Annotated in this window: 22 protein-coding genes; 8 read left to right on the top strand and 14 right to left on the bottom strand. The window is 57.7% G+C overall.

What is annotated here, in order from left to right:
• The first annotated feature begins 40 nt into the window (after nucleotides 1–40).
• Complete coding sequence (locus tag KBY08_RS05955) at nucleotides 41–667, top strand: glutathione S-transferase family protein (RefSeq protein ID WP_225651090.1); 627 nt, start codon at nucleotides 41–43, stop codon at nucleotides 665–667.
• Nucleotides 668–669: 2 nt separating this feature from the next.
• Complete coding sequence (locus tag KBY08_RS05950; protein ID WP_032654356.1) at nucleotides 670–1,620, top strand: Nudix family hydrolase; 951 nt, start codon at nucleotides 670–672, stop codon at nucleotides 1,618–1,620.
• A gap of 262 nt (nucleotides 1,621–1,882) precedes the next feature.
• Here KBY08_RS05950 and KBY08_RS05945 read toward each other — a convergent pair whose 3' ends face one another.
• Genes KBY08_RS05945 through KBY08_RS05935 form a run of 3 tightly spaced genes read right to left on the bottom strand, consistent with a single transcriptional unit; the run spans nucleotide 1,883 to nucleotide 5,478 of the window.
• Entirely contained in the window at nucleotides 1,883–2,461 is a 579-nt protein-coding gene (locus KBY08_RS05945; RefSeq protein WP_024638345.1) for a cob(I)yrinic acid a,c-diamide adenosyltransferase, read from the bottom strand.
• A gap of 15 nt (nucleotides 2,462–2,476) precedes the next feature.
• Entirely contained in the window at nucleotides 2,477–4,513 is a 2,037-nt protein-coding gene (locus KBY08_RS05940; RefSeq protein WP_111522097.1) for a sensor histidine kinase, read from the bottom strand.
• Between the two features lie 44 nt (nucleotides 4,514–4,557).
• Nucleotides 4,558–5,478, bottom strand: coding sequence for a putative 2-dehydropantoate 2-reductase (locus KBY08_RS05935; protein ID WP_111522096.1), 921 nt, complete (start codon nucleotides 5,476–5,478; stop codon nucleotides 4,558–4,560).
• A 169-nt stretch (nucleotides 5,479–5,647) separates the two neighbouring features.
• Between KBY08_RS05935 and KBY08_RS05930 the strand changes: the two genes are divergently transcribed.
• Both KBY08_RS05930 and KBY08_RS05925 read left to right on the top strand, forming a co-directional pair.
• Nucleotides 5,648–6,127 (top strand): YajQ family cyclic di-GMP-binding protein, encoded by a 480-nt coding sequence (locus KBY08_RS05930; protein ID WP_003304827.1) that lies wholly within the window; start codon nucleotides 5,648–5,650, stop codon nucleotides 6,125–6,127.
• Nucleotides 6,128–6,248: 121 nt separating this feature from the next.
• Entirely contained in the window at nucleotides 6,249–7,079 is an 831-nt protein-coding gene (locus tag KBY08_RS05925) for a mechanosensitive ion channel family protein (RefSeq protein WP_003395337.1), read from the top strand.
• A 171-nt stretch (nucleotides 7,080–7,250) separates the two neighbouring features.
• On the opposite strand, the gene KBY08_RS05920 is transcribed toward KBY08_RS05925, so the two are convergent.
• The 10 genes from KBY08_RS05920 to KBY08_RS05875 all read right to left on the bottom strand — a co-directional run bounded on the left by KBY08_RS05920 (nucleotide 7,251) and on the right by KBY08_RS05875 (nucleotide 19,334).
• Nucleotides 7,251–7,586, bottom strand: a complete 336-nt coding sequence (locus tag KBY08_RS05920) for a hypothetical protein (protein ID WP_024640913.1) — start codon at nucleotides 7,584–7,586, stop codon at nucleotides 7,251–7,253.
• Between the two features lie 285 nt (nucleotides 7,587–7,871).
• On the bottom strand, nucleotides 7,872–8,396 hold the full coding sequence (locus KBY08_RS05915) for a hypothetical protein (RefSeq protein ID WP_024640914.1): 525 nt from the start codon (nucleotides 8,394–8,396) through the stop codon (nucleotides 7,872–7,874).
• Between the two features lie 167 nt (nucleotides 8,397–8,563).
• Nucleotides 8,564–10,105, bottom strand: coding sequence for a DUF2875 family protein (locus KBY08_RS05910; RefSeq protein WP_080266954.1), 1,542 nt, complete (start codon nucleotides 10,103–10,105; stop codon nucleotides 8,564–8,566).
• A gap of 48 nt (nucleotides 10,106–10,153) precedes the next feature.
• Nucleotides 10,154–10,423, bottom strand: a complete 270-nt coding sequence (locus KBY08_RS05905; protein ID WP_024640916.1) for a PAAR domain-containing protein — start codon at nucleotides 10,421–10,423, stop codon at nucleotides 10,154–10,156.
• The gene (locus KBY08_RS05900; protein ID WP_164990120.1) at nucleotides 10,420–12,108 is read right to left on the bottom strand and encodes a DUF2875 family protein; all 1,689 of its coding nucleotides are present in this window, start codon (nucleotides 12,106–12,108) and stop codon (nucleotides 10,420–10,422) included. The genes KBY08_RS05905 and KBY08_RS05900 overlap by 4 nt, the downstream gene beginning before the upstream one ends.
• Nucleotides 12,105–14,141: a DUF3274 domain-containing protein gene (locus KBY08_RS05895; RefSeq protein WP_060401030.1), complete on the bottom strand. Its 2,037-nt coding sequence runs from the start codon at nucleotides 14,139–14,141 to the stop codon at nucleotides 12,105–12,107. Before KBY08_RS05895 ends, KBY08_RS05900 begins: the two co-directional genes overlap by 4 nt.
• On the bottom strand, nucleotides 14,138–16,699 hold the full coding sequence (locus KBY08_RS05890; RefSeq protein WP_060401029.1) for a type VI secretion system Vgr family protein: 2,562 nt from the start codon (nucleotides 16,697–16,699) through the stop codon (nucleotides 14,138–14,140). Before KBY08_RS05890 ends, KBY08_RS05895 begins: the two co-directional genes overlap by 4 nt.
• Before the next feature lie 312 nt (nucleotides 16,700–17,011).
• A complete protein-coding gene (locus KBY08_RS05885; RefSeq protein ID WP_024659796.1) occupies nucleotides 17,012–17,344 on the bottom strand; it encodes a hypothetical protein in 333 nt (110 codons plus the stop codon).
• 28 nt (nucleotides 17,345–17,372) lie between these two features.
• Nucleotides 17,373–18,923 carry an AmpG family muropeptide MFS transporter gene (locus KBY08_RS05880; protein ID WP_011268831.1) on the bottom strand — a complete coding sequence of 517 codons (1,551 nt, stop codon included), beginning with the start codon at nucleotides 18,921–18,923 and terminating at the stop codon, nucleotides 17,373–17,375.
• 54 nt (nucleotides 18,924–18,977) lie between these two features.
• On the bottom strand, nucleotides 18,978–19,334 hold the full coding sequence (locus KBY08_RS05875) for an MGMT family protein (protein WP_024638335.1): 357 nt from the start codon (nucleotides 19,332–19,334) through the stop codon (nucleotides 18,978–18,980).
• A gap of 157 nt (nucleotides 19,335–19,491) precedes the next feature.
• Here KBY08_RS05875 and KBY08_RS05870 point away from each other — a divergent pair, with 157 nt between their 5' ends.
• Nucleotides 19,492–20,499, top strand: coding sequence for a DUF481 domain-containing protein (locus tag KBY08_RS05870; protein ID WP_003405967.1), 1,008 nt, complete (start codon nucleotides 19,492–19,494; stop codon nucleotides 20,497–20,499).
• Nucleotides 20,500–20,553: 54 nt separating this feature from the next.
• Here the strand turns inward: KBY08_RS05870 and KBY08_RS05865 are convergent, their stop codons facing one another.
• Entirely contained in the window at nucleotides 20,554–21,312 is a 759-nt protein-coding gene (locus KBY08_RS05865) for an SDR family oxidoreductase (protein ID WP_060406349.1), read from the bottom strand.
• Between the two features lie 277 nt (nucleotides 21,313–21,589).
• On the opposite strand from KBY08_RS05865, the gene KBY08_RS05860 reads away from it, so the two are divergent.
• From KBY08_RS05860 to groL, 3 genes are all read left to right on the top strand, one after another.
• Complete coding sequence (locus tag KBY08_RS05860; protein WP_003405962.1) at nucleotides 21,590–22,084, top strand: FxsA family protein; 495 nt, start codon at nucleotides 21,590–21,592, stop codon at nucleotides 22,082–22,084.
• 256 nt (nucleotides 22,085–22,340) lie between these two features.
• Nucleotides 22,341–22,634 (top strand): co-chaperone GroES, encoded by a 294-nt coding sequence (locus tag KBY08_RS05855; protein ID WP_003304675.1) that lies wholly within the window; start codon nucleotides 22,341–22,343, stop codon nucleotides 22,632–22,634.
• Between the two features lie 49 nt (nucleotides 22,635–22,683).
• Nucleotides 22,684–24,327, top strand: a complete 1,644-nt coding sequence (gene groL / locus KBY08_RS05850) for a chaperonin GroEL (RefSeq protein ID WP_010439729.1) — start codon at nucleotides 22,684–22,686, stop codon at nucleotides 24,325–24,327.
• The last annotated feature ends 58 nt before the right edge of the window (nucleotides 24,328–24,385 follow it).

Below are 24,385 nucleotides of genomic sequence, written 5' to 3'. Positions count from 1 at the left end.
CGGCATCCTGTCTTCGCGCCGGGCTCAATGGAGCTGAACCATGAGCCTGCATCTGATTATCGGCGACAAACGCTACTCCTCCTGGTCGCTGCGTCCCTGGCTGGTGCTGGAAATGACCGGTGCTCCGTTCACCGATCAGGTTATCCGCCTCAACCAGCCTGACACCCGCGCGAACATTCTCAAGTATTCACCGACCGGCAAGGTCCCTGCGTTGCAGTGCGAGCACGGCACGATCATCGATTCGCTGGCCATTTGCGAATACCTGGTCGAGCGTTTTCCGGACGCTGACCTGTGGCCGAGCGACACCGCCGCGCGTGCCCAGGCGCGTTCTGCCTGCGCGCAGATGCACAGCGGTTTTGTCAGCCTGCGTTCGAACATGCCGATGGACCTGCGTCAGGATCAGGCACTGGAAGTGATTCCGGTCAATACCCAGAACGACATCGACCGTATCGTCGAGCTGTGGGCCGAATGCCGCAATGCGGCGGCCGAAAGCGGTCCGTTTCTGTTCGGCAAGCCGAGCATTGCCGATGCGTTCTTCGCGCCGGTGGCGATTCGTCTGCGCAGCTATCGTGTCGAGTTGCCCGCAGAAGCGCTGGCTTACATCGAAACCATCTACCAATGGCCTGCCTTCAAACGCTGGCAGCAGGCCGGTCTGGAGGAGTCCTGATCGTGAAACGAGTGCATGTGGCCGCCGCCGTCATTCGTGGTGCTGACGGCAGCGTATTGATTGCCCGACGTGCCGATACCCAGCATCAAGGTGGCCTCTGGGAGTTTCCCGGCGGTAAGGTCGAGGAGGGCGAGACCGTCCAGGCGGCGCTCACACGTGAACTGCAGGAAGAGCTGGGTATCCTGGTGACGGCTGCGCGTCCGCTGATCAAGGTCTGCCACGACTATCCGGACAAGCAGGTGCTCCTGGACGTCTGGGAAGTCTCGGCCTTCACTGGCCAGGCGCATGGCGCCGAAGGGCAGCCGCTGGTCTGGGCCACCCCGCGCGAGCTGGCCAATTATGACTTTCCAGCCGCCAATCAGCCGATCGTCGCGGCGGCACGTTTGCCTGGCGAGTATCTGATCACGCCTGACGGGCTGGACACTATCGAGCTGTTGCGCGGTATGCAGAAAGCCATCGCCGGTGGCATCAAGCTGGTCCAGTTGCGTGCGCCGGGTGGTTACGACCCGAAGTACCGCGACCTGGCCGTGGATGCGGCGGGCCTGTGTGCCGGCAAGGCGCAACTCATGCTCAAAGGGCCTCTGGAGTGGCTGGGCGACTTTCCGTCCGCCGGCTGGCACCTGACGGCGGAGCAACTGCGCAAGTACGCCAGTCGCGGCCGTCCGTTCCCGGAGAACCGCTGGCTGGCGGCGTCATGCCATAACGCCGAAGAGCTGGCTCTGGCCGAGCAGATGGGCGTGGATTTCGTCACCCTGTCGCCCGTTCAGCCAACCCTGACCCACCCTGATGCACAGCCGCTGGGCTGGCAGCAGGCAACGCAATTGATCGCAGGCTTCAACAAGCCGGTCTTTCTGTTGGGCGGAGTGGGCCCTGCCGAGCGTCAACAGGCCTGGGAGAGCGGCGCACAGGGCGTGGCCGGGATTCGCGCGTTCTGGCCTGACGAGATCGTCTGACGCTCAGCAGAGGACACAGAGCGTCCAGAACGGCATGCCCACGCAGAGTAACTAGCGTTATACACAAGTCTGCTCTTGATTCTGGCCGCAGGCCGTGGGAGCGAGCTTGCTCGCGAAGAGGCCAGTAAAACCCCTGAAAATGGGGCGTCTGGACCGACGTCTTCGTGAGCCCGCCTCGCTCACTCCCACAAGACCTATACCTAACGCCAGGACGCTGGCGTGAGGATGTCTTCTGTGCTGCTCCGTTTAATGGATATGTCCATCAAAGCGGCTTGGCCGCGGGCTGCCAAAGGATCTCGGCAATGCCCTGTCGTCTGGCGATCAATCGGGCTGCGACGAACAGCAGGTCCGACAGCCTGTTGATGTACGCCAGCCCTGCGCCTTCCAGCGGCTCGACGGCATTCAGATGCTGACAGCGACGTTCTGCACTGCGCGCCAGGCTACGGCAGATGTGCGCTTGGGCGATCAGCGATGAACCGCCTGGCAAAATGAAATTCTCCAGCGGGCCAAGTTCCTCATTCCAGACATCAATGGCGGCTTCCAGCCGCTCGACCTCGGCTTCGTTCAGCGCCTTGTAGGTCGGCATGGCCAGTTCCCCGCCCAGATCGAACAGTCGGTGCTGGCAGGGTGCGAGTACCTCGATCACTTCGTTGAGCGCCGGGACGCGCTGAGCTTCATCGATCAACCCCGCCAGCAACAGTCCCAGTTGGCTGTTGAGCGTGTCGACCTCACCGATGGCCTCGACGCGCGGATGATCCTTGGAGACCCGACGGCCATCGCCCAGACCGGTTTCACCGGCATCGCCGGTGCGCGTGTAAATCTTCGACAAACGAAAGCCCATTGATGCGATTCCTGATCAGGATTTTGAAATGACCTGCTGCTGAACGCTGACCGGGTTGGCCACCAGCGGTAGACGCAGCGTAAAGCAGGTGCCTGTGCCGAGAGAGGAATGTACCTCCATCTGGCCTTTGTGGTTGTTGGTGACAATGAAGTAGGACACCGACAGACCCAGCCCGGTGCCCTGGCCGATTTCCTTGGTGGTGAAAAACGGCTCGAACGTACGCTTGCGGATGCTCTCCGACATGCCGATGCCATTGTCCTCCACCTGAATCTCGGCCCACGGCGGATTGAGACGCGTGCGCAGGGTAATGCGCCCAGGCTCTTCGCTCTCCGGCCGCTGGTGGATGGCCTGCGCGGCGTTCTTCAGCAGGTTCAGCAGCACCTGCTCCAGCTCGTTGGCAATGCACGGCACCGGACCCAGTTCGGGGTCGAACTGACGGATGATGTGCTGACCCTTGAAGTCGAAGCCGATGGTCAGATCGAAGTCGTTACTGGCGATCTCCACGGCCTGATCGATCAAGGCCGGCAAGTCACAGGGCGATAACTGCCGACTGCTCAGGCGGCTGAAATTGAGCATGTGGCTGACAATTTTTGCGGCCCTGGCACCGGCCTGTTGAATACCGTCGAGCAGTTTCGGCACTTCGCGGCTTTCCAGGTAATGGTTGACCTGCGCCAGATCGATGCCGTCGGCCTCAGCCTGCTCGATGTTCTTCGGCAGTTCCGGGGACAGCCGCCGACGTATGTTCTGTACATTGTGCAGTATGGCGCCCAGCGGGTTGTTGATCTCATGCGCCATGCCTGCTGCCAGACCGCCGACAGACAGCATTTTTTCCGACTGCACCATCATTTCTTCCAGCGATATGCGCTGGGTGATGTCATCGATCCGGATCACCACGCCGCGCCCGGCATCGCCAGTCAACGGGTAGAACGTCAGAGCGTAGTGGCGGGGCTCGTCATTCTTGATCCAGGTCACGCGCTCGATCTTGGTCACGCTGTGACGCTCGACGGTGTGTTTGATCTGCGGCAGAAACGAGCGCATCGGCTCGAAGGCCAGGAAGATCGGCTGGTTCAGCGCTTCGTCCAGTGTGGTGCCGGACAATGCTGTGGCTTCCTGATTCCACTGGGTGACGTACAGCTGTTCATCCAGCGCAATCATCGCCGACGGCATCGAGTCGATGATGCTGTTGAGGTAATTCTGAAAGCCGGTGAGCTTCTTCTCAATCTTGCTGCGCACCTGGACTTCCAGCTCCAGCTTGCGGTTGGTGTGGCGGGTTTCCTCGGCCAGCCCCTGGGCCTGATCGTAGGCTTCCTGCGAGTCGTCGCGCGCGCGCTTGAGTTGCTGTTCACGCGCTTCGATACGCGACAGCATGGTGTTGAACGCCTCGGCCAGACTGCCGATTTCATCTTCGTTACCGGGTTCTGCGCGCAGTGCGTAGTTCTCTTCGCGGGTCACCTGCCGGGACAATTCTTCCAGTTGGTAAATGGGCTCGGTGATCAGTCGGCGAATCTGCCGCGCCACCACCAGCCACAGCAACACGCTGAACACCAGAATGCCCAGGCTGGCGGTCAGCGTGCCGGTGTAGAAGGCCGGTGGCAGCTCGCTGCTGGCCACCAGCAGCAGATGCCCTGGCGGCTCGCCACCTTTGGGGACGGTGATGACTTGCGTGCTGCGAAATTCGGTGAGGCGCCAGCTGTCCAGGTCTTTGAAGCGTCTGGGCAGCTCAAGGCTTTCGCCCTGATGCATCTGTTCAAGCCGCTCGCCGTTGTTGTCATACAGGGCTGCGGCACGCAACGGCCCATAGCTTCTCAGCTCCTTGAGCAGCGCGCGCGCCTCATCAGGCGAGTACAAGGCCCGCTCGTTGAGGTTGGCGCTGCTGATCAGCCTGCCGATGGTCTGCAGGGCCTGCGGAGCCATCGCCTCCTGAGAGATGTAATAGGCCGCGCTGATGAAGGTCAGGTTGGCGACCAGCAGTACGGTGGTCATCAGGACCAGCAGGGCGGCCAGCAGTTTCTGGCCGACGGGCAGGTTTTCCAGGCGTTGGCGCAAGGGCATTGGGCAAGTCGCAGTGACGGGTGATGCGAGCAGGGTAGCGCGGGCTAGTCGGTACGCAAACCCTTGCTTGCCAGATGAGCGGTCAGACGCGTCTGCAAATGCTGCAGGTGCGGTGCCGGGCAGCCATGACGTACTGCGGCTGCACACGCGTAACCCAGCAGGTAGCTGATTTCGGTGCGTCGCCCGTGAAGCACATCCTGATACATGGAAGAGTAGTTGGCGGCGGTCGCCTGGATGACCCGTAGCACTTCCGCATGCAGTTCCTGCGCAGCCGCTGGCTGGCCGCAGCGGCCCAGCAGGTCGCTCAGCTCGGCGCACAGCGTGGCGACCTCGCAGGCGTGCTCGAGCAGGCCACCATTACGGCAGTCGTGCAGGACCGTCAGCGGGTTGATCGCGCAGTTGAGGGCCAGCTTGCGCCACAGGCGGGTCAGGATGTCCGGCGTCCATTCGTGGGGAATGCCACTGTCGTGCAAATCCTGCACAAGCGCGGGGGCTGTCGGGTTGGATGCATCACCCAGCCAGTTGAAACCATGGCCAGCGAACCTGACGCGCCAGTCCGACTCCAGAAACGCGCCTTCGGTGCTGGACGTGAACAGGCAGCGCGCGTGGGGGATTTGCGCCGCCACAGCGTCCTGGCTGCCCAGGCCGTTCTGCAACAGGATGACGTCGGCCTGCGCCGTCAGTCGCGGAGCCAGTTGAGCGACAGCCTGCTCGGCCTCGTAAGCCTTGCAGGCCACCAGCAGCCGTTCGATGGGCTGTCGATGGTCGGCGGTCTGTGCTTCGACCGGGTACGCATGGGCGATATCGTTTTCGACCAGCGTCACGCAGCTGCCATTGGCTTGATAGGCGGCCAGCCGATCCGCGTTGCGAAGGATCAACCGCACCGGCAGATTCGCGCGTGCCAGTCGCGTCGCCCAGAGACTGCCCAGGCTGCCCGCACCGAGAACATGCCATGTCACCGCCATCACAGCGGCACGTTATGGCGCTGAAGCGGTCTGCAGAAGATGAAAACAAGGATGTGCATGGAAGGCTCACAGTGAACGCCGGAAAAGTCTCGTTATAATGAGCGTTCTTTCACACCGTCAAGTCATGCGTGCCCGAATTGTGCGCACGCCGTTTATCTGGAGAACATACATGCCCTCGTTCGACGTAGTGTCCGAATTGGATAAACACGAAGTCACGAATGCCGTCGACAACGCTATCAAAGAGCTGGACCGTCGCTACGACCTCAAAGGCAAAGGCACGTTCGAGTTCAAGGAGCTGACTGTCACGCTGACCGCAGAAGCAGACTTCCAGCTGGAGGCCATGATCGAAATCCTCAAGCTGGCGCTGGTCAAACGCAAGATCGACGCGAAGTGCCTCGAGATCAAGGACGCCTACGCCTCCGGCAAATTGATGAAGCAGGAAGTCATCCTGCGTGAAGGCATCGACAAGGAGCTGGCGAAGAAAATCGTCGCTCACATCAAGGAAGCCAAGCTCAAGGTCCAGGCCGCCATTCAGGGCGAGCAGGTGCGGGTGACCGGCAAGAAGCGCGACGACCTGCAAGAAGCCATCGCAGCGCTGCGTGCCTACGATTCTGGCATGCCTTTGCAATTCAACAACTTCCGCGACTGATCGTTGCATTGAAAGCCGGGGAACCCTGCGTTCCCCCGCCAGTCCGAATCGCCCTGAGCATTGAAATGACGGCAGGTCGCCGTGGTTTTGATCGCAGTTCGTGACGAGTAAGGAGATAACGATGGATTTAAACGCAGAAGTCGGTCATCTGTGGCAAGCGTCGCAGGCCTGGATTCCGATGATCATGGAGTACGGCAGCCGCTTGCTGCTGGCAGTCGTCACACTTTGCGTAGGCTGGTGGCTGATCAACCGGCTGACCGGCAAACTGGGCGCCTTGCTGGCCTTGCGACACGCCGATCTGGCCTTGCAGGGCTTCGTCAGTAATCTGGCCAACGTCATTCTTAAAATCCTGCTGGTGGTCAGCGTCGCGTCGATGATCGGCGTGGAAACCACCTCGTTCGTGGCGGCGATCGGTGCGGCCGGTCTGGCGATCGGTCTGGCCCTGCAAGGCAGCCTGGCAAACTTCGCCGGTGGTGTGCTGATTCTGTTGTTCCGCCCGTTCCGTATCGGTGACTGGATCGAAGCCCAGGGTGTGTCGGGAACCGTCGACAACATCCAGATCTTCCACACCGTGCTGCGCACCGGCGACAACCGTACCGTGATCATTCCCAACGGCAACCTGTCCAACGGCATCATCACCAACACCAACCGTCAGCCGACCCGCAAGATCACCTTCGACATCGGCGTCAGCCATGACGCCGATCTCAAGAAGGCCTTGCAGGTCCTGCTGGACATGGCCGACGACCCGCGCGTCCTCAAGGACCCGGCCCCCCAGGCTGTGGTGGCTGCGCTGGGGGAGAACGCAATTACCTTGTCCCTGCGTGTCTGGACCAGCAGTGGCGACATGGGCGACGTGACGTCGATGTTCAACATCGAAGCGCGCGACCGCCTGAAGGACGCAGGCATCGAGATCCCACTGCCGCAACGGATTGTGCGGGTGGTTCAGGAATAGTGGTTTGTGCGGTATGACAAAGCCCTGGCTCGTGAGAGTCGGGGCTTTTTTGTATGCGTTCGTTAAAGGCTGGTATTTGTGGCGAGTACCGCTTTTGTGGCCGACTCATCATCGTCTTCTTGAATATTGCGTCTACATAGATCAGATATTTTTGGGTGTGACTTTTGGGACTCATTGCAGCTTGATGATTAAAAAGCACACAAAGGCTGACGTTGCCGTCAGGCCTCCCGCCAAGGCATGTATGAAAAAAACTGTTCGGATTTTTCTGGAGCGTCTCCACGGTTTCTTCAAATATGCATATATAAGCAACATTCCAGTTGCGACAAACTCTATGCCCAGGAGTGAGAATATCGTTCCGACGACAGTCAGCGCTCCCATGCCTAAATTACTGGCCGTTTGAAGCACGTATATACAAAGGGCTATACCGCTAATGGGCAGCCAGATTCCCAAGCCAATGAGCGTGAGAAGAAAATAGTGGCCGATATGATTTTCAGCTTCTGTTGTCATTGTTCGATCCTTGTTTTTCTATCCAGTTGGCGTGCAGGTTTTTTCTTCGATAGTGAAACGTCACACCTCTGTAAGGGTCCGGCCAAGTCATCTACCCAGCCCCGCAAAGCCAGGACATGGTGTGCACTTAAATTTAAGTGGGCACCAGTCCTAGCCTTTTAAGCGGGTATTTCATGCAGCCAAAACGCCGCTCCTATTCCAAGTCCTTCAAAGCCCAGGTCATTCAAGAGTGTGCCCAGCCCGGCGCTTCGATTTCCTGCACCGCTGTCTTGCTGCAATCTTCGATCAAAATTGTTTGTCGAAGCTTTCGACAGATGGCAGACGGGTCGTGCAGGGGCCGTACTCCACGCTGTGCCCCGTCAGATGACTATCCACCGGCTTTACCTTGAACTGCTGGCCGTCGATGAGCCCCGTAGTGGCCAGCGAAAGCAAGGAATACCGGCGCATGGCCTTGGGGTCTGTGTTATCGCAAGGCTCGACGACCTGGACATTCAGCCCGCCAAAATACTCGATAGTGATGTCCAGTGAACCACTGGCAGGATAATCGCCCTCGAACAGCGACCATTTCTTGAAGGTACCGCATCCCCTGCCACCATAGAGCGCGATGTTCAGGCAAAAGAACCGGTCGCCGGCCGGTGCGCTTTGTTGAACACGTACCACCGTATTGGCAAGGGGCTGGTCGTTTTCATCGACCACTTGCACGGTAATGTGCACCGGTTTAGGCATACGGCTTTTTTCTACGCCCGACGTGCATCCGGCCACGGACAAGATCAGTACGGCCGCCGTGGCCAGCAGGGGAAATGCTTTCATTGAGAGGTCTTCTATAAAGGATCCCATCCCGGACAGCCATGCCCTTTGGATCACGGTACCCGGGTTGATCGTGCGGCATTGTTGCATGTTCCGTGCGGGTTCGGCCCTGTGGTCATTTCGTGAGGGCCACAAAGGGTGTAATAACACACCTCTCGCACGGCTCGTACTTACGGTGAGCCATAGGTGAACGGATCTGCGCCGCGGTTCTGGCTGTTCTTCGCTTTACGGGCTTCATCGGGCGGGCGGACCATTTGTACGGTCAGGCTGCCATCGGTGCCTGCGTAGACCACTGCACTGACGCCGCCATCCTTGTAACTGGCTATGGTCGCCAGATTGATTTCGACCAGCGCACCGCTGACCCCGGTATTGCCCAGACGACGACCAATGTCGTAGCCCTCTTCGACATTGCCGAGCTCAAGACCATGGCCGTCCTTGTTCAGGTCGTGCAGGGCGTTGTTCAGCGCGATTTCCGCTTCCGGGTTGTTGGTGCTGTCATAGAACACCCGCACAGGTTTCTGACCGTCGGGCAGCGTGTCCAGCGCCTGTACCCAAGCTGCTTGTAGGGCTTTGGCTTGCAATGCAGGTTTCAGGCGCTTGCCGTTTTCATCCTGCATGGGCGCCTTGATCGGGCGGTGCAGATAACCGAGTACCGGCGCAGCATCCAACTCCTTGACCTGATGCTGATTCCAGCGGATCGGCAGCCAAGGGGAAGGCTCGAAGTTGCCGGGACCACGGTTGCTGATGGTTTTCCAGAGCGTGGGGAGTTGGGATTGCCAGTAGGCGGTTGATATGGTGCCTGGGCCTAATGGATCTTTAATTCCTTTAGTTTTCTGCGCGTCCTCATAGATTTTTCTGAATTTACGCGGCTGCTCCCAGTAGAAAGCCCAGAGCTTGCCCAGATCGGTATCTTTGTTCTGGTTGTCTTCTGCGTCGTTGGTCGCATAAGGACGAACGTAGCGATCCACTCGGTCCGAGCGAGTAATCAGCAGGCCTGTCATGCTTTCGAATACTGTTGGCACTACTTGAGTATTTTTTTGCAAGCCTGGAGTACCGCGTTCGCGATATAGGTTCCGCGTTACGTCCCCGTCTTCGCTTGCGATAAGTGCCTGTGGCACTTTCGGGTTATCTTCAAAAAAAATAAACAGCCGCTCAATCATACCTTGTGCGTAGTTGGTATTTTCGTCTTCTTGCCAGAGAAACTGTGTGACTCCTAGCGTCGCTGCATTTCGGCCTGAGTTGATAATACTTGCAGCGCGGTAGGGCTTCTTGTAGGGGTTTGGAGGCCCGAGCGCAAAAACAGGAATTGGCCAGTAAGCTACTGATGGGCTTGCCGCATGCTGAAAAGCTACCCGAGTATTGATATCTGCAGTCGTCTCTCGCGAGCTTAACGATGGATCGTAGGCTTTGGCTTGTGAAGGAAATATCGATAAAAAGTTGTTATTTTTTTTAACAATTTCTCGCCAGACAGACGATTGATGAAAGTCATTTACCGCAAGGCCTACTCCTCGTATTTCTAGCGAGTATGTTCGTGCTTGCGCAGCCTGTTGTTCTGCATTTTTAGCAATAATCTCGGATTTATAAGCCGCCAGTTCGTGCTTTTCATTGGCAATAGCGTTGCCCCACCAATGCCCGCTGTAGCTAAGCAGAACCGCACTTAAAATCCCTGCAATGCCCCAGCGGGTCACCGAATGTATGTTACGCAATTCCATATGGTTTTCCTGTGCTTCCCTTGCATAGCCTGATCACAAATAAAACCCCTAGACCACTCGCACATTCATGGCATGGCTGGCCACACCCTGGCAGCCGCACGCCAGTCGATGGCCGTGCAGGACCACCGGGATGCCGTTCAGCTTTCGGGTGGGGTGGCCTTCGATAAAGGCGAACTCACCCGCATGAAGCGTGCAGGTGGCTTTGTCGCCCAGCACGGCCGGAGGCTTGCCATTGAGGGTGTGGGTGCCTGCCAGTTGGCAGGACACCACTCGGCCACCGCTGCTGGTGGCGTCGCCCAGGCAGACCGGATAACTCACTCTGCAGGTGCCCCGCCGGTTGGCGAGCCGAAGGTGAACGGATCTGCGCCTCGGTTCTGGCTGTTCTTCGCTTTACGGGCTTCATCGGGCGGGCGGATCATTTGTACGGTCAGGCTGCCATCGGTGCCGGCGTAGACCACGGCGCTGACGCCGCCATCCTTGTAACTGGCGATGGTTGCCAGATTGATCTCGACCAGCGCACCGCTAACCCCGGTATTACCCAGACGACGACCGATGTCGTAGCCCTCTTCGACATTGCCCAGCTCAAGACCGTGGCCGTCCTTGTTCAGGTCGTGCAGGGCGTTGTTCAGGGCGATTTCGGCTTCCGGGTTATTGGTGCTGTCGTAGAACACCCGCACAGGTTTCTGACCATCTGGCAAGGTATCCAGCGCCTGCACCCAGGCGGCTTGCAGCGCTTTGGCTTGCAACGCAGGTTTCAGGCGCTTGCCGTTTTCATCCTGCATGGGCGCCTTGATCGGGCGGTGCAGATAGCCGAGTACCGGCGCAGCATCGAACTCCTTGACCTGATGCTGACCCCAACGGATCGGCAGCCAAGGGGAGGGCTCGAAGTTGCCGGGGCCACGGTTGCTGATGGTTTTCCAGAGCGTGGGGAGTTGGGATTGCCAGTAGGCGGTCGATATCGTACCAGGGGCGAGTGGAGCTTTAACCCCTTTGGCCTTTTCTGCATCCTCATATATTTTTCTAAATTTTCGCGGCTGTTCCCAGTAGAAAGCCCACAGTTTGCCCAGGTCAGTATTTTTGTTTTGATTGTCTTCCGGCTCTTGAGTCGCGTAAGGGCGAATATACCTGTCCACCCGGTCCGAACGAGCGACCAGCAGTCCGGTCATACTTTCGAATATTGTCGGTACTACTTGGGCGTTTTGCAGTGCCGGTGTCCCAGGCTTTCGATAAACGTCACGAGTAATATCCCCATCTCTGCTTGCGATGAGGGCCTGTGGCACCTGTGAATTGTCGTCGAAAAAATTAAATAGTCGTTCGATCATGGCCTGTGCATGGGTAGTGCTTTCATCGTCCTGCCAGAGAAACAGCGCAACTCCCAGTGTTGCTGCATTTCGGCCAGAGTTGATCAAGCCTGCAGCTCTATAGGCTTTATCGAACAGATTCGGAGGCCCCAGTGCGAACACGGGTATTGGCCAATAGGCGATCGCGTCGCCAGCCGAATGCTGGAAAGCTGCACGAATTTTTATATCTCTGCTAATTTTGCGTGAGTCAAGCGACGCATCATAGTCCTTGGCGTCATTGGAGTAGATGGATGTAAAATTATTGTTTTTCTTCTTTATAAAACTCCAAATTTCTGATTGGCTATCGTGAAAAATGGCGATTCCCGCTCCTCTTATTTCCAGCGAATATGTCCGTTGCTGAGTTGCCATTTGCTCGTTCTTTTGAGCTGTAACCTCTGTTCTATAAGCTGCCAGCTCAGCTTTCTCATGGGCGATGGCTTTCCCCCACCAGTGTCCGCTATAGACCAGCAAAACCAAGCCTAAAATGCCTGCGATGCCCCACCGCAATACCGGGTTTATGTCACGAAGTTGCATATCGTTTTCCTGTGCTTTTAGGTAGACAAGCAGGACAAATCCAAGCCAAAGGACCTGCAAAACAATGGTCACCCATAAATATCTTTTCAATTTCGGGCGAAGTAGCACGCTTTGTGGACGATTGATCATTGGACACCCCGAAATTTGGGGGCGCTCTGGATGAGTTGCGGCGGTGTTAGTGACACTAGATTCGTTGAAGGGAATTCCCCTTCCTCATAGTACAGGTAGCTAGCTTTGACTAGAGCCCGAGCTTCTTCACTGAGCCTTTCCCAGCCTGGTGATTCACTAATTGTGAGAAATTGCGCCTCGTCGATCTTCCAATCCGCAATCGCCACCAGCACATCACGCATTGCCGGATCATCCAAGCATTTAGCTTGGCCAATAGCGATGTCCATTGCAGTCACCCAGCGATGATTTTCCGGGCTACGTAGTATGCCTGAGTGATAGGAGTTTTCGCTCCATGCATCACGGTTTTTCTCCATACGATCTCGAGCTTCTTTTGGCGTTTCTTCCCTTTGGTAAATATACCCTGTTAAAACGTTGGCATAGTTTCTGGGTCTTCCTACCCGTACTTGGCGGGTTTTTTTTTCTGGATCATCAGAAAGCGCGTTGAAGCGTTCTAATGCTTGGCGCTTCGTCACTTTTGGACCGTCATATTCAGTGGGCATTTCTATCCATAAGAACGTAGCGGCGTCCTTCCCTAACGCAACGCTTTTGCCAACGTCGTCTGGTCTATCCAAGCCTGAAGTTGTTGGTGTGCCAGTTTCCGCTTCGCCGCCGAACATTTCTGGTTCATGAGGCGGAGTCAGCGCTTCGGCATTAATAAGGCGTTCTTGCCTCTCTGGGATGGGCGCGCGGGCAATCATACCGGCTCCAAATGAGCTACCTGGGTATCGAGCTTCGCCTGAGGCACGCATGAGTTCGGGTTGTGGCGTGTTGCCGATCAGGATCGGCTCACCATAGCGATGGCGCTTAGTCCACATGCGTTGATAGAAGCGTAGTTGCTGGAGCACCATCATTGCCATTCGTCCATCAGGTAGAGCATCAGGCATTCCATAGGTCCCGATGCCTTGGACGTCATCCAGTGAGACAGTGGTGTCATCCGGGCAGAAATACAGATACACCTTTCCTCGGTTATCCCGCTCGGGAAAGACTGTCATGCTGCCCACTTTATTTTTGCGGATACCTTGAGTGGGTGACCATCGCGAACCGCTTCTGCCGCAGTAGGTTTTAGCGTCCCTGAGTTCTGACATGGCTGGTTGTGTGTGTGGCTTATTTGTTATTGCAGTTACGATCCCAACTAGCGTTGAAAATGTGTCTTGGTCTTTGGGAGTGTTACCAGGCAACACACAATAAGGCGTATCAACCATGATAAAAGTATCTGCGCAACGGTCTCCTCCATCTACCAGCAACGCTTGCGCCAGCAAGGTGACTATCGTGCCTTGGCTGTGGCCCATGATTGTTATTGTCTCGTCAGGCGACACGCGACGGATCTCGCGTATCAGCATAGCCAAGCGGTGAGCCGCTAATACGCAATAGTGCCGCGCTGGCGAGTGACCAAAATATAAAGCGTTGTCTGGCTTAAACGTTTCAAGAGCGATGCTTTTCAGATTGGGCTTAAAGCCTTCTCCGTAGACATCCGGTATGTTATTGGTCGCGTTGGCAATAAAACCTCCCGCCTTGGCAAAGTGGCGGTCCAGACGGTTGCCGTTGATGTCCTGAAACTGGTTACGCATTCTGAACGGATCGCCCGCGTTATCACGCTTGATTTGATCGGGTGCTGCCCGATGTCCCCAATAAAAGGGAATCAACAGGCTATGGGTTTTCGGGTCAGATGCGTCGCGCCGATAAAGATAGGTGTCAGGATCATCGAGCATGGCTTTCTGATCACTGTCCCTTTCCTCGTAGGGCACTTTTTTTGCCTCGTTGTACCTTACCCCATACCTTCCAGCCACCAGATCCGGCCGATCCAGCCGCTCATTCACCCCCTGACACAACCCGGTCTCCACCGACTCATAAGAAGCCCCCGGGTCATTCACACCGTGCAGAAAGATCACTACGCCTGGCAAGTCGGCGGGCACTTCCATTTTGCTGGTGGTGTTGAGGTTGGGGATCAGGCGCGTATTGCCTTGGGCAACGGCGTATTCATCGGCGCCGTTCATTGCGCACCTCCTTTCGGTGTGCCGCTGCGCAGTGCCGATACTTGCGCCTGATGCATCATTTCGCGTTCCACGCGCTCGGTCAGTCCGTCTGCGTTTGTCATTCCTTTCACCAGGCTGCCATCTTCCAGTTTGATTTCATACGAGTGATCCGCTGCTGCCCGCGGGCTTTGTTCGCTGTGGCCGGGGTAGTGGAAGGTGACCTGCTGGGCGGCGGGGTCGCGGCCGAATGAGGGGATCGACGCGCTGTCGGTCTTGGGGCCGATCCAGTCGTGTTCGCTGGCGTGCACAGTGACTTTGCCTTGCGAGCCAATCTCGACGCCGCCGCCAATCTTGATGTAACTGCCGTCATCGGCGACCAGGCGGATGGTCGGCGCGGTGATGACCACTTCGCCTTCGACGGCCGAGACGTGCAGGTTTTTCTGGGCATTGAGGGCGATGTCGTCTTCCTGCGCTTGCACCAGCACTTTGCCGCGGTTGGCGATGGCGCTGATGCCAGCGTCCTGGGCGAAGGCCGACAGCCCTTTGCCCGCTTGCAGGTGCATGGCCGCGCCGCTGGTCAATTGCAGGTTGTCCTGCGCGGTGGTGTCGTGATTTTCACCCGCGTAGTGAACCTGTGAGCGTGGTGTGGCGCTGGCAATGCCGGCGGCGGCGGTCATGGCCAGTACCGGGTCGCCCAGGCCGTTATTGTCCGGCGCGGGCCATTGGTCGAGCGACTGGCGCAAGGCTTCCATACCTTTGACATCCACCGCCTGACTGCCACATGCGGCTGCGGTTTCGCCGAGGGATTTGAACAGCTCGCCGCACTCGGCCAGCAGTTTGAGCAGCTCTTCGCGATCCAGCTGTGAGCCTTTTGCGTCGGTACGCGCGTAGGTGGTCAGCAACATGCCTTGCGCGGCACGCAGGGCGATGGCGGCATCGGTGCGCAGTTCTGCGCCGTTGCCGCGTGGCTGGGCGGTGCCGTCAGTACGCGGGTCGGTCAGTTTGCCCAGGTTGAGGGCGGTGGCCTGATGGGTCGTGCCCATGCGTGCGCGCAGTGAGCCTGGCGTGTCATCGAACAGCAGTTCGTTGAAGCCGCTGCCTTTGTGTTCCTGGGTGCGGATCCCCGACAGCGTGCGGTTGCCGGGCAGCCCCGAGGCCTTGCTGAAGCGTGGTGGCAGATTAATGTTGTTATAGAGCACCGACGTCACCAGAGGCCGGTCGATATCGCCTGCCAGAAACGTCACCAGCACTTCCTGGCCAATGCGTGGCATGAACTGATGCCCGAAGCCGCTACCGGCACTGGGCATCGCCACCCTTAACCAGGTGGTGCCTTGCGGCAGGCTGTCGCCGCGCTGCCAGTGGAACCTGACCTGTATCCGCGCCAGTTCATCAGTGAACACTTCCTCACCGTCCGGCCCGACCACGATGGCGCTCAGTGGGCCGTTAATGCTCGGGCGCGGGACGGTGATCGGATGACGGTAGGGAATCTTGTGGCGAATGCACACGAACTCGTTCGTGTAGCCCGCGCCTGCGTCCGACAGGTAATTGTTGCTGCCCTCATGCTTGACCGTTATCAGCAGAAAACTGCGATCTTCAGCAGAGCCGCGGTCATGATCAAAATGCTGGGTCAGCTCAAAGGTGTGGCCAGGGTACATGGCGCGGCAGTTACTGTTGCCGGTGAATGTCTTGCCCTGAACCTCAATGGCCTCCAGACGCTGACGTACCAGGCGTTCACCGTCATTGAAGGTGCCGTGGCTGTAGTGATCGAGCACGTCATACACTTCATACGAATCGACGTTGCCCTGCTCGTTGAGGCTCGGCATGCCAACCGGCAGCGAATTGCGCGGCTGCTTGTAATCGAAAGTCTGAATGGACATGCGCCCCGATTGCAGACGTCGATGGCTGCGCCATTCGGTAATCGAATCCGCTGTCTCGGTAACGGATGCACTGTGATAACGAATGGTGGGCTGTTGCGGCAGGGGCGAGAGGTCGCGCGAGTGATCAAGAATGATCAGCGTGTGCCCTTCCTGATTGTGATCGAAATAGAAGAACAGCCCTTCGTGTTCCAGCAAGCGCAATACAAAGGTCAGATCGCTTTCACGGTACTGGGTGATGTAACTGTGCGTCTTGAGTGGCTGGCTGAGTTGAAACTCGAAATCGGGCAACGCACCATAGGCCGCAAATACCGTTCGGATAACGGCTTCGATGGTCTGTTCCTGGAATATCCGCGAGTCGACGCGCCGCGAGAGCATCCACAGCCAGGGGCTCAGTGTGGCGCTGTAACGTGCCAGACCGCCGTCGCTGCCTTCCAGGCTGAAGGCACTGATATAGCCATTGATGTAACGCGATTCGCCGGTGGCCAGTTCTATTGCCAGTTGTGCAGGCTGGCCGATCTGCGATTTGAGCTCCAGGCCGGCATCGCGGCTGATCATCGACAACTCGAAGCTGAACAGCTCGGACAGGCTTTCAGTACCGGAAAAGCTTTCCAGCAGCAGTTCCTGTTCGTCACGGGCAACGGTCGTCAGCTTGATCAGGCGACGGTTTTGTGGCGCAAACAGCGCCGTTAGATCCTTTAACATTGTTGCTCCGTTATATAACGCCAGCCGCTCGTTCCGGTCGAGAGTGCTGATATAGAGAGGTGTGTGAGTCTATAGACTTCTTTCCGGGGGCACACATTTAAATTGCAAGGGTCCGTCACCGAGCGACATTACTATTGATGGCGCGGTGAGAAAGTGAGGAATGGCTAACGATATCGTCGGCCAATTCACAAGAAGCTGTAGTGCGTTTCTTACGGCGTAATGAGAGGCGCCAGGATGCAAGACTGTAAGGGGAGGGCGCGCTATATGAAAAAAGCCCTGGCGCTTGAGCGTCAGGGCTTTTTTAGTCGACGATTACTGCAGGCTTATATTGGCCAGCGTAACGATAATGCCGATTGCCGCGACGACGGCGGCGACTGCGTTGATCGAGAACACCGTGCGTATGGTTTTGGAGAGTCTCCACGGTTTTACGGCGAACGCATAAATCAGCAGGAAGATGATGGCGAAGATCTCCACCTGTGCGAGCAGAACCACCGCGCCACCGAAGGCCATCGGCCCGGACGGAGTCGCGGGATCCTGTGACAGGTAGGAGCTAAGCAGGGTGCCGATGATCGGCAGCCAGATCCCCAGGCTGATAAGGATCAGGGGAACGGGGTTGAAAGCGCGTGCTTTGTTTTCGGTGTCCAATGTTGTTCCTTGATGAGGTAGCCAGAGATCAGGGCTTGTCGATAACGGAAGCCTCTTGAGGCGGCTCGGTCTTCGCCGTGCGTATCTCTCGGTTCCATTGCAGGATGATCATCACCAGCGTCGGAATGCCCAACAGCGCGGTGATCAGGAAGAAGTTGTGGTAGCCGTACTTTTCCACCACCACACCGGAATAGCCGCCCAGCAGGCGCGGTAGCAGCAGCATTATGGAGCTGAGCAAGGCATATTGCGTGGCAGAGAATTTCAGGTTGGTGAGGCTCGACAGGTAGGCGACGAACGCCGATGTCGCCAGCCCGGAGCTGAGGTTGTCCAGCGAGATGGTGACGATCAGCATCTTCACGTTCGGGCCCATGTCCGCCAGCAACAGGAACAGGATATTGGTCGAAGCCGAGGCCAGTCCGCCGATGAACAGGATCGGCATGATGCCGAAGCGCACGATCAGCAGTCCGCCGATACCGGCCCCCAGCAGGGTCATGATCAGGCCGAAGATTTTGCTGACGCTGGCGATCTGGTCCTTGGTAAAGCCCTGGTCGATGTAGAACACGTTGGCCATGACGCCCATCACCGTGTCGGACATCCGGTAGGTCGCGATCAGGCCCAGCAACAGCAGCGCCTGCCAGCGGTAGCGCATGATGAAATCGTTGATCGGGGTGAGAACCGGTGCCAGCCCGCGGCGACCCATCGAGGACAGGCAGGCGATGGTCAGGAGCGTGTAGAGAATCGCGCGTAAAAACGCCCGGTCTTCCAGCAACAGGTCCATCCAGCTGGTGCCGTTGAACAGCACGCTGGCGAAGTCGGTATTGTAAAGTTGGGTAAACATCGCCGGTACGGAGACCAGCAGCACAATCAGCACGAACACCGAGGCCAACTGGTGCGTGAAGCCATAGCGCGCGGCCGACAGCTGGGTGCGCAGCGGCACCGGCGGCTCACGCATGATCAGTGTGGTGACCAGCGCGGGCAGCATCAGCAGTCCGAACAACACATAGGTGCCAGTCCAAGCTGAATGCTTGTAGGCAAAGCCTGTAGAGCCGAAGCCCTCGGCGAAATACAGCGCACCCGCAGTCGCCAGCAGTGCAGCGACCCGGTAGCCGGACATGTAGCTGGCGGCCAGGGCAGCCTGTTGGGTGTCCTGGGCAATTTCCAGGCGATAGGCATCAATGGCGATGTCTTGCGTGGCGGACGAGAAGGCGACCACCACGGCAATCGCGATCAGCCACGAGAGATGCTTTTGCGGGTCGCAGAAGCCCATGCCGATCAGGCCCAGAATCACCAGGCTCTGTGCAAGCACCAACCATGAGCGACGACGTCCCAGCTTGCCGAGCAGGGGCAGACGCCATTGGTCGAGCAATGGTGACCAGACCCATTTAAAGGCGTAGGCAAGGCCGATCAGGCTCGCATAGCCGATGGTCTCGCGAGCGACACCGGCTTCGCGCAACCACACGGATAATGTCGAAAAGACCAGCATATAAGGCATGCCCGCAGCGAATCCGAGCAGCAGTAACACTAATGTCGACGGGCTGGCATATGCGGCGAGCGCGGCGCGCCAGGTTTTACGGGGCATGGGCTGGAATCTGCCTCAGGTTACGAAAACAAAGGGCGCACTCTAACCGCTGTGCTATAGGGGACGCCAGCCATGGCGCTGCATATCAACCCGATTATTCACAATGGTAACGCCCTCGGCGCGTAAACGTGCCCGTTGTTCGTCGCCGGAAACGCTGCCAGGCGGCAGACTGAGCCGACCGCCAGCCCCCAGAACCCGGTGCCAGGGCAGGGAAGAACCGTCCGGCAACTGGCTCAAGGTACGCCCCACCCAGCGTGCCGCGCGACCCAGGCCTGCCAGTTCGGCAAGTTGCCCGTAGGCGACCACTTTGCCTTCGGGTATCTGCGCCATCGTCAGGTAAAGGGCGGTGCGTCGCGCCTCGTTTGGCGATTGTCCCGCTGGGTAAAGTAATGTTAAGTCCGGATCTGTCACGCGATAATCCTGTATAAAACGCTATTGATTGTCGTTCGCTGAACTTTCGATGGTCCGGGCTGTCTGTTACCACCGTGCTTGGTGGTACATGGATCGCCCCGACACCTCCCCGCAGGAAAATGCCCGATTCCCGCCTTACAGAGCCTAGTTATCGCTTATGTTGTCCAGAACCCTGTTGTGCCTTGCAATCACCGCTGTTTCCACTCCATTGCTTGCCGATACCGTCTGGTTGAAGAATGGCGACCGCCTGACCGGCACAATCAAGGTGTTCGACGGCGGCAAGTTGCTGCTGCAGACCGAATACGGTGGCGCCATCGCGCTGGACTGGAAACAGGTCAAGACCCTGAAAAGCGATCAGCCGTTGCTGGTCAAGCAGGATGAGCATGGCGGTGAGGTCTCCAATTCGCTGCAGGCTGCGGATGACGGCAAGGTCGTGCTGGCCAATGGCGATGCACCCAAGACCGTCGATCTGGCAAGTATCCATCAGATCATCAAGCCCAAGCCGGTTATCACGGATCTTGTCTGGAAAGGCAACATCGATGCGGCGCTGGATTTCCAGCAGGCCGAAAACGATACCAATGATTACAACGTCGCTTTCAAGACCTCGGCTCGTCATGGCGACTGGCGTCACAACGCCAAGGGCGATTACAACCGCGAGACCACCGACGACGTGGTCGGCACTGACAACTGGAGCGCCGAGTACTCGCTGGACCGCTTCCTGACCGAGAAATTCTTCTGGGACGGTCGCATCAGCTACAAACGCGACAAGGTCGAGGATCTGTCTCGTCAGCGCGTAGTCGGTACCGGTCCGGGTTACCAGCTGTGGGATGACGAACTGGGTGCATTCAAGGTCGGTGCGCTGCTTAACCGTACCGATTTCGAGTTCTCCAACGACGAGAAGGAAAACTTCTATTCCGTTGCCGGCACCTGGGATTACAACCGCTACCTGATCGGCAAGAAGGTCGAATTCTTCACCAACGGCGAGCTGGGCAAGCCGCTGAGCTCGGTCGCCGACTACTCGCTGGATGTCGAAGCCGGGCTGCGCTACAAGGTGACCGACTGGGCGTCGCTTAACCTGAAAGCCGAGAAGAACGTCATCAGTGGTTCGAGCAATGGCGATGTTGACAAGACACGCTACACCGCTGGCTTCGGCGTAAGCTGGTAAGCGAAGAGCAGGCGACGCACACCCTGTGCGTCGCCTGCTGCTTCTACGGGCTGACTAGATCCGCATTGCGCCATCCAGCTCCAGGATGCGTCCGCTGAAATAATCGTTTTCCAGAATATAAGCCACCGAGTGTGCAATCTCGTCCGGCCTGCCCATGCGCTTGAGCGGGATCTCCGAGGTCATCTTCTCGAGGGCTTCGGGGCGCATGCTGCCGGTCATTTCGGTTTCAATGAACCCCGGCGCCACGCCTGCCACACGGATGCCGTAGCGGGCGAGTTCCCTTGCCCAGGTAACCGTCGCAGCCGCCACACCGGCCTTGGCTGCCGAGTAGTTGGTCTGTCCGATATTCCCTGCACGTGAAATCGACGAGATATTGATGATCGCGCCCTGACTCTTCTGCTCGATCATTTTCGCCGCCACTTCGCGGGTGCAGAGGAAGACGCCGGTCAGATTGACGTCAATCACCGCCTGCCATTGCGCGAGGCTCAGTTTGGTCATCTCGCCATCCTTGACCTTGACCAGCAGGCCGTCACGCAGAATGCCAGCGTTGTTGACCAAGCCATGAATGGCGCCGAAATCCTCGGCGACCTTGCTGGCCGTGTCGACGACCTGTTCTTCATTGGCGACATTGCACAGATAAGCGCGAGCCTTGACCCCGAGTGCCTCACAGGCGGCGACAGCCTGATCGAGTTTCTCCTGATTGAGGTCCAATAGCGCCAGGTTGGCGCCTTTGCCGGCCAGGTATTCGGCCATGGCTCTGCCCAACCCCTGGCAGCCGCCGGTGATGATTATCAGCTTGTCTTTCAATTCCATATGCGTGCCCAATCACAGTTGATCGTTTCCATGGCATCACTGGCGGGTTGCGAGTGCTTATGCCATAGCCAGAGCACGTTATAGGCTGTTTTTGCGCGTTCGTCTCGGGTCTGCCGCGAGCCCTGAAATACACCGATACACGTTTGTGAAGGCCTGGTTCAGCTCACTTGTGCGCATAATTTAGCGGCAAGCCAGGTGCAGGGAGCTTGAATTAACGACCTTCTGACATCACATACGGTCTACTCGGAAGGCATTCTTCCCTTGAGGAACTCATTTGATGCGTGTTTTTTTGCTGCTGTTTCTATTATTCCCGGTACTTGAGCTGTTTCTGCTGGTTCGTGTCGGGATGTCCATCGGCTTTCTCTGGACCTTTCTGCTGGTCGTCGCGACGTCGATGCTCGGCTTGTTCGTGATGCGCGTGGCCGGTTTTGCGACGGCGCTGCGTGCACGCGAAAGCCTGGCGCGTGGCGAGCTGCCTGCGCAGGAAATGCTCGAAGGCCTGATGGTTGCCGTGGGCGGCGGCCTGCTGCTGTTGCCCGGTTTCATCAGCGACATTCTGGGTGTGATCTGCCTGCTGCCGATCACCCGTCGTCTGCTGATCAACAAGGTCCGCCAGCGCGCCGAGGATCAGGCCATGCGTCAGCGGGCCTTCGCCGATGATTTGCAGACGCCTGCCAATCAGGGAACGTCCAGCCATCGCCCAACTGCAATTCACCAGCCTACCCGCGAGCCCGACGTCATCGAAGGCGAGTTCGAGCATCGCGACAAGTAATCTCCACACCCCCCCGGCAGCGCGGCACCTCAGGGTGCCGCGTTCGTTTTGACCAGCCGGTTCGGGTGTAAAAAATTTCTATCCAAGACTTGTAATCACTTTGCTCGCCCTTATGTATGGGTCACCGCAAGGTTTCTGGCCTGAAGGCCAGACCGTATTCTGCGGTTCGCGCGTCGAACCGTAACCGGCAAGTCCGGATTTAAACCGGCCGGTGCACTCACCGGACGATCAAACAAACATAATCAGGAGATCGACAATGAAGCTTCGTCCTCTGCATGACCGCGTCGTCATCCGTCGCAGTGAAGAAGAAACGAAAACTGCCGGCGGTATCGTTCTGCCAGGTTCGGCTGCTGAAAAGCCTAACCGCGGCGAGATCGTTGCTGTGGGTACCGGCCGCGTGCTGGACAACGGCGAAGTACGTGCGCTGGCTGTGAAAGTGGGTGACAAGGTTGTGTTCGGCCCTTATTCCGGCAGCAACACAGTGAAAGTAGACGGCGAAGACCTGCTGGTGATGAGCGAGAACGAGATTCTTGCTGTCGTCGAAGGCTGAGTGCTCCCGCTGACTTCCGTTACTACTAAGTATTCAAGGAATAATGATCATGGCTGCTAAAGAAGTTAAATTCGGCGATTCTGGCCGCAAAAAAATGCTCGCCGGTGTAAACGTCCTGGCTGACGCAGTTAAAGCGACCCTGGGCCCTAAAGGCCGCAACGTTATCATCGAGAAAAGCTTTGGCGCTCCGCTGATCACCAAAGACGGTGTTTCGGTTGCCAAGGAAATCGAGCTTAAAGACCGTTTCGAAAACATGGGCGCGCAGCTGGTCAAAGACGTTGCTTCCCGTGCTAACGATGATGCAGGCGACGGTACCACTACCGCTACCGTTCTGGCTCAGGCCATCGTCAACGAAGGCCTGAAGGCTGTCGCTGCCGGCATGAACCCGATGGACCTCAAGCGCGGCATCGACAAGGCGACCATCGCCATTGTTGCCGAGCTGAAAAAGCTGTCCAAGCCATGCACCGACACCAAGGCAATCGCCCAGGTCGGCACCATCTCGGCCAACTCTGATCACTCCATCGGCGACATCATTGCCGAAGCCATGGAAAAAGTGACCAAAGACGGCGTTATCACCGTTGAAGAAGGTTCCGGCCTGGAAAACGAGCTGTCTGTTGTAGAAGGCATGCAGTTTGACCGTGGTTACCTGTCCCCTTACTTCATCAACAAGCCGGACACCATGGTTGCCGAGCTGGACAGCCCGCTGCTGTTGCTGGTCGACAAGAAGATCTCCAACATTCGCGAAATGCTGCCGGTTCTGGAAGCAGTCGCCAAGGCTGGCCGTCCTCTGCTGATCGTTGCCGAAGACGTTGAAGGCGAAGCGCTGGCGACTCTGGTAGTCAACAACATGCGCGGTATCGTGAAAGTTGCAGCCGTCAAGGCTCCAGGTTTCGGCGATCGTCGCAAGGCCATGCTGCAGGACATCGCTGTTCTGACTGGCGGTACCGTTATCTCCGAAGAGATCGGCCTGAGCCTGGAAACCACTACCCTGGAACACCTGGGTAATGCCAAGCGCGTTATCCTGAACAAGGAAAACACCACCATCATCGATGGTGCAGGCGTGAAAACCGATATCGACTCGCGTATCTCCCAGATCCGTCAGCAAATCGGTGACACCAGCTCGGACTACGACAAGGAAAAACTGCAAGAGCGTCTGGCCAAGCTGTCTGGCGGCGTTGCAGTGATCAAGGTCGGTGCCGGTTCCGAAGTCGAGATGAAAGAGAAGAAAGCCCGCGTTGAAGACGCCCTGCACGCAACCCGCGCAGCCGTTGAAGAAGGCGTGGTACCTGGCGGTGGCGTGGCACTGGTTCGCTCGCTGCAGGCTATCGAAGGTCTGAAAGGCGACAACGCTGATCAGGACGTCGGTATCGCTCTGCTGCGTCGTGCAGTCGAAGCGCCTCTGCGCCAGATCGTTGCCAACTCCGGTGACGAGCCAAGTGTTGTTGTCGACAAGGTCAAGCAGGGTTCGGGTAACTACGGTTACAACGCTGCTTCCGGCGAATACGGCGACATGATCGAAATGGGTATCCTTGACCCGGCCAAAGTGACGCGCTCTGCTCTGCAGGCGGCGTCCTCCATCGCCAGCTTGATGATCACCACCGAAGCGATGATCGCTGACGTGCCTGAAGACAAGCCAGCAGGCGGCGGCATGCCGGACATGGGCGGCATGGGTGGTATGGGCGGCATGATGTAAGTCAGCTTTACCCCCAGCGTTACACCCATAAAGAACCCCGCCTTGTGCGGGGTTTTTT

This window comes from Pseudomonas sp. P135, assembly GCF_020312125.1.
GTDB lineage: Bacteria > Pseudomonadota > Gammaproteobacteria > Pseudomonadales > Pseudomonadaceae > Aquipseudomonas > Aquipseudomonas fragariae.
The sequence above is the reverse complement of the archived record's forward strand: the minus strand, read 5'-3'. Positions and strand labels throughout refer to the sequence as shown.

What these genes read in the sequence shown, in the direction of transcription:
- KBY08_RS05955 (WP_225651090.1), top strand. Translation starts at nt 41, where the DNA reads ATGAGCCTGCATCTGATTATCGGCGACAAACGCTACTCCTCCTGGTCG.
- KBY08_RS05945 (WP_024638345.1), bottom strand. Translation starts at nt 2,461, where the DNA reads ATGGGCTTTCGTTTGTCGAAGATTTACACGCGCACCGGCGATGCCGGT.
- KBY08_RS05940 (WP_111522097.1), bottom strand. Translation starts at nt 4,513, where the DNA reads ATGCCCTTGCGCCAACGCCTGGAAAACCTGCCCGTCGGCCAGAAACTG.
- KBY08_RS05935 (WP_111522096.1), bottom strand. Translation starts at nt 5,478, where the DNA reads ATGGCGGTGACATGGCATGTTCTCGGTGCGGGCAGCCTGGGCAGTCTC.
- KBY08_RS05930 (WP_003304827.1), top strand. Translation starts at nt 5,648, where the DNA reads ATGCCCTCGTTCGACGTAGTGTCCGAATTGGATAAACACGAAGTCACG.
- KBY08_RS05925 (WP_003395337.1), top strand. Translation starts at nt 6,249, where the DNA reads ATGGATTTAAACGCAGAAGTCGGTCATCTGTGGCAAGCGTCGCAGGCC.
- KBY08_RS05920 (WP_024640913.1), bottom strand. Translation starts at nt 7,586, where the DNA reads ATGACAACAGAAGCTGAAAATCATATCGGCCACTATTTTCTTCTCACG.
- KBY08_RS05915 (WP_024640914.1), bottom strand. Translation starts at nt 8,396, where the DNA reads ATGAAAGCATTTCCCCTGCTGGCCACGGCGGCCGTACTGATCTTGTCC.
- KBY08_RS05910 (WP_080266954.1), bottom strand. Translation starts at nt 10,105, where the DNA reads ATGGAATTGCGTAACATACATTCGGTGACCCGCTGGGGCATTGCAGGG.
- KBY08_RS05900 (WP_164990120.1), bottom strand. Translation starts at nt 12,108, where the DNA reads ATGATCAATCGTCCACAAAGCGTGCTACTTCGCCCGAAATTGAAAAGA.
- KBY08_RS05895 (WP_060401030.1), bottom strand. Translation starts at nt 14,141, where the DNA reads ATGAACGGCGCCGATGAATACGCCGTTGCCCAAGGCAATACGCGCCTG.
- KBY08_RS05890 (WP_060401029.1), bottom strand. Translation starts at nt 16,699, where the DNA reads ATGTTAAAGGATCTAACGGCGCTGTTTGCGCCACAAAACCGTCGCCTG.
- KBY08_RS05880 (WP_011268831.1), bottom strand. Translation starts at nt 18,923, where the DNA reads ATGCCCCGTAAAACCTGGCGCGCCGCGCTCGCCGCATATGCCAGCCCG.
- KBY08_RS05870 (WP_003405967.1), top strand. Translation starts at nt 19,492, where the DNA reads ATGTTGTCCAGAACCCTGTTGTGCCTTGCAATCACCGCTGTTTCCACT.
- KBY08_RS05865 (WP_060406349.1), bottom strand. Translation starts at nt 21,312, where the DNA reads ATGGAATTGAAAGACAAGCTGATAATCATCACCGGCGGCTGCCAGGGG.
- KBY08_RS05860 (WP_003405962.1), top strand. Translation starts at nt 21,590, where the DNA reads ATGCGTGTTTTTTTGCTGCTGTTTCTATTATTCCCGGTACTTGAGCTG.
- KBY08_RS05855 (WP_003304675.1), top strand. Translation starts at nt 22,341, where the DNA reads ATGAAGCTTCGTCCTCTGCATGACCGCGTCGTCATCCGTCGCAGTGAA.
- groL (WP_010439729.1), top strand. Translation starts at nt 22,684, where the DNA reads ATGGCTGCTAAAGAAGTTAAATTCGGCGATTCTGGCCGCAAAAAAATG.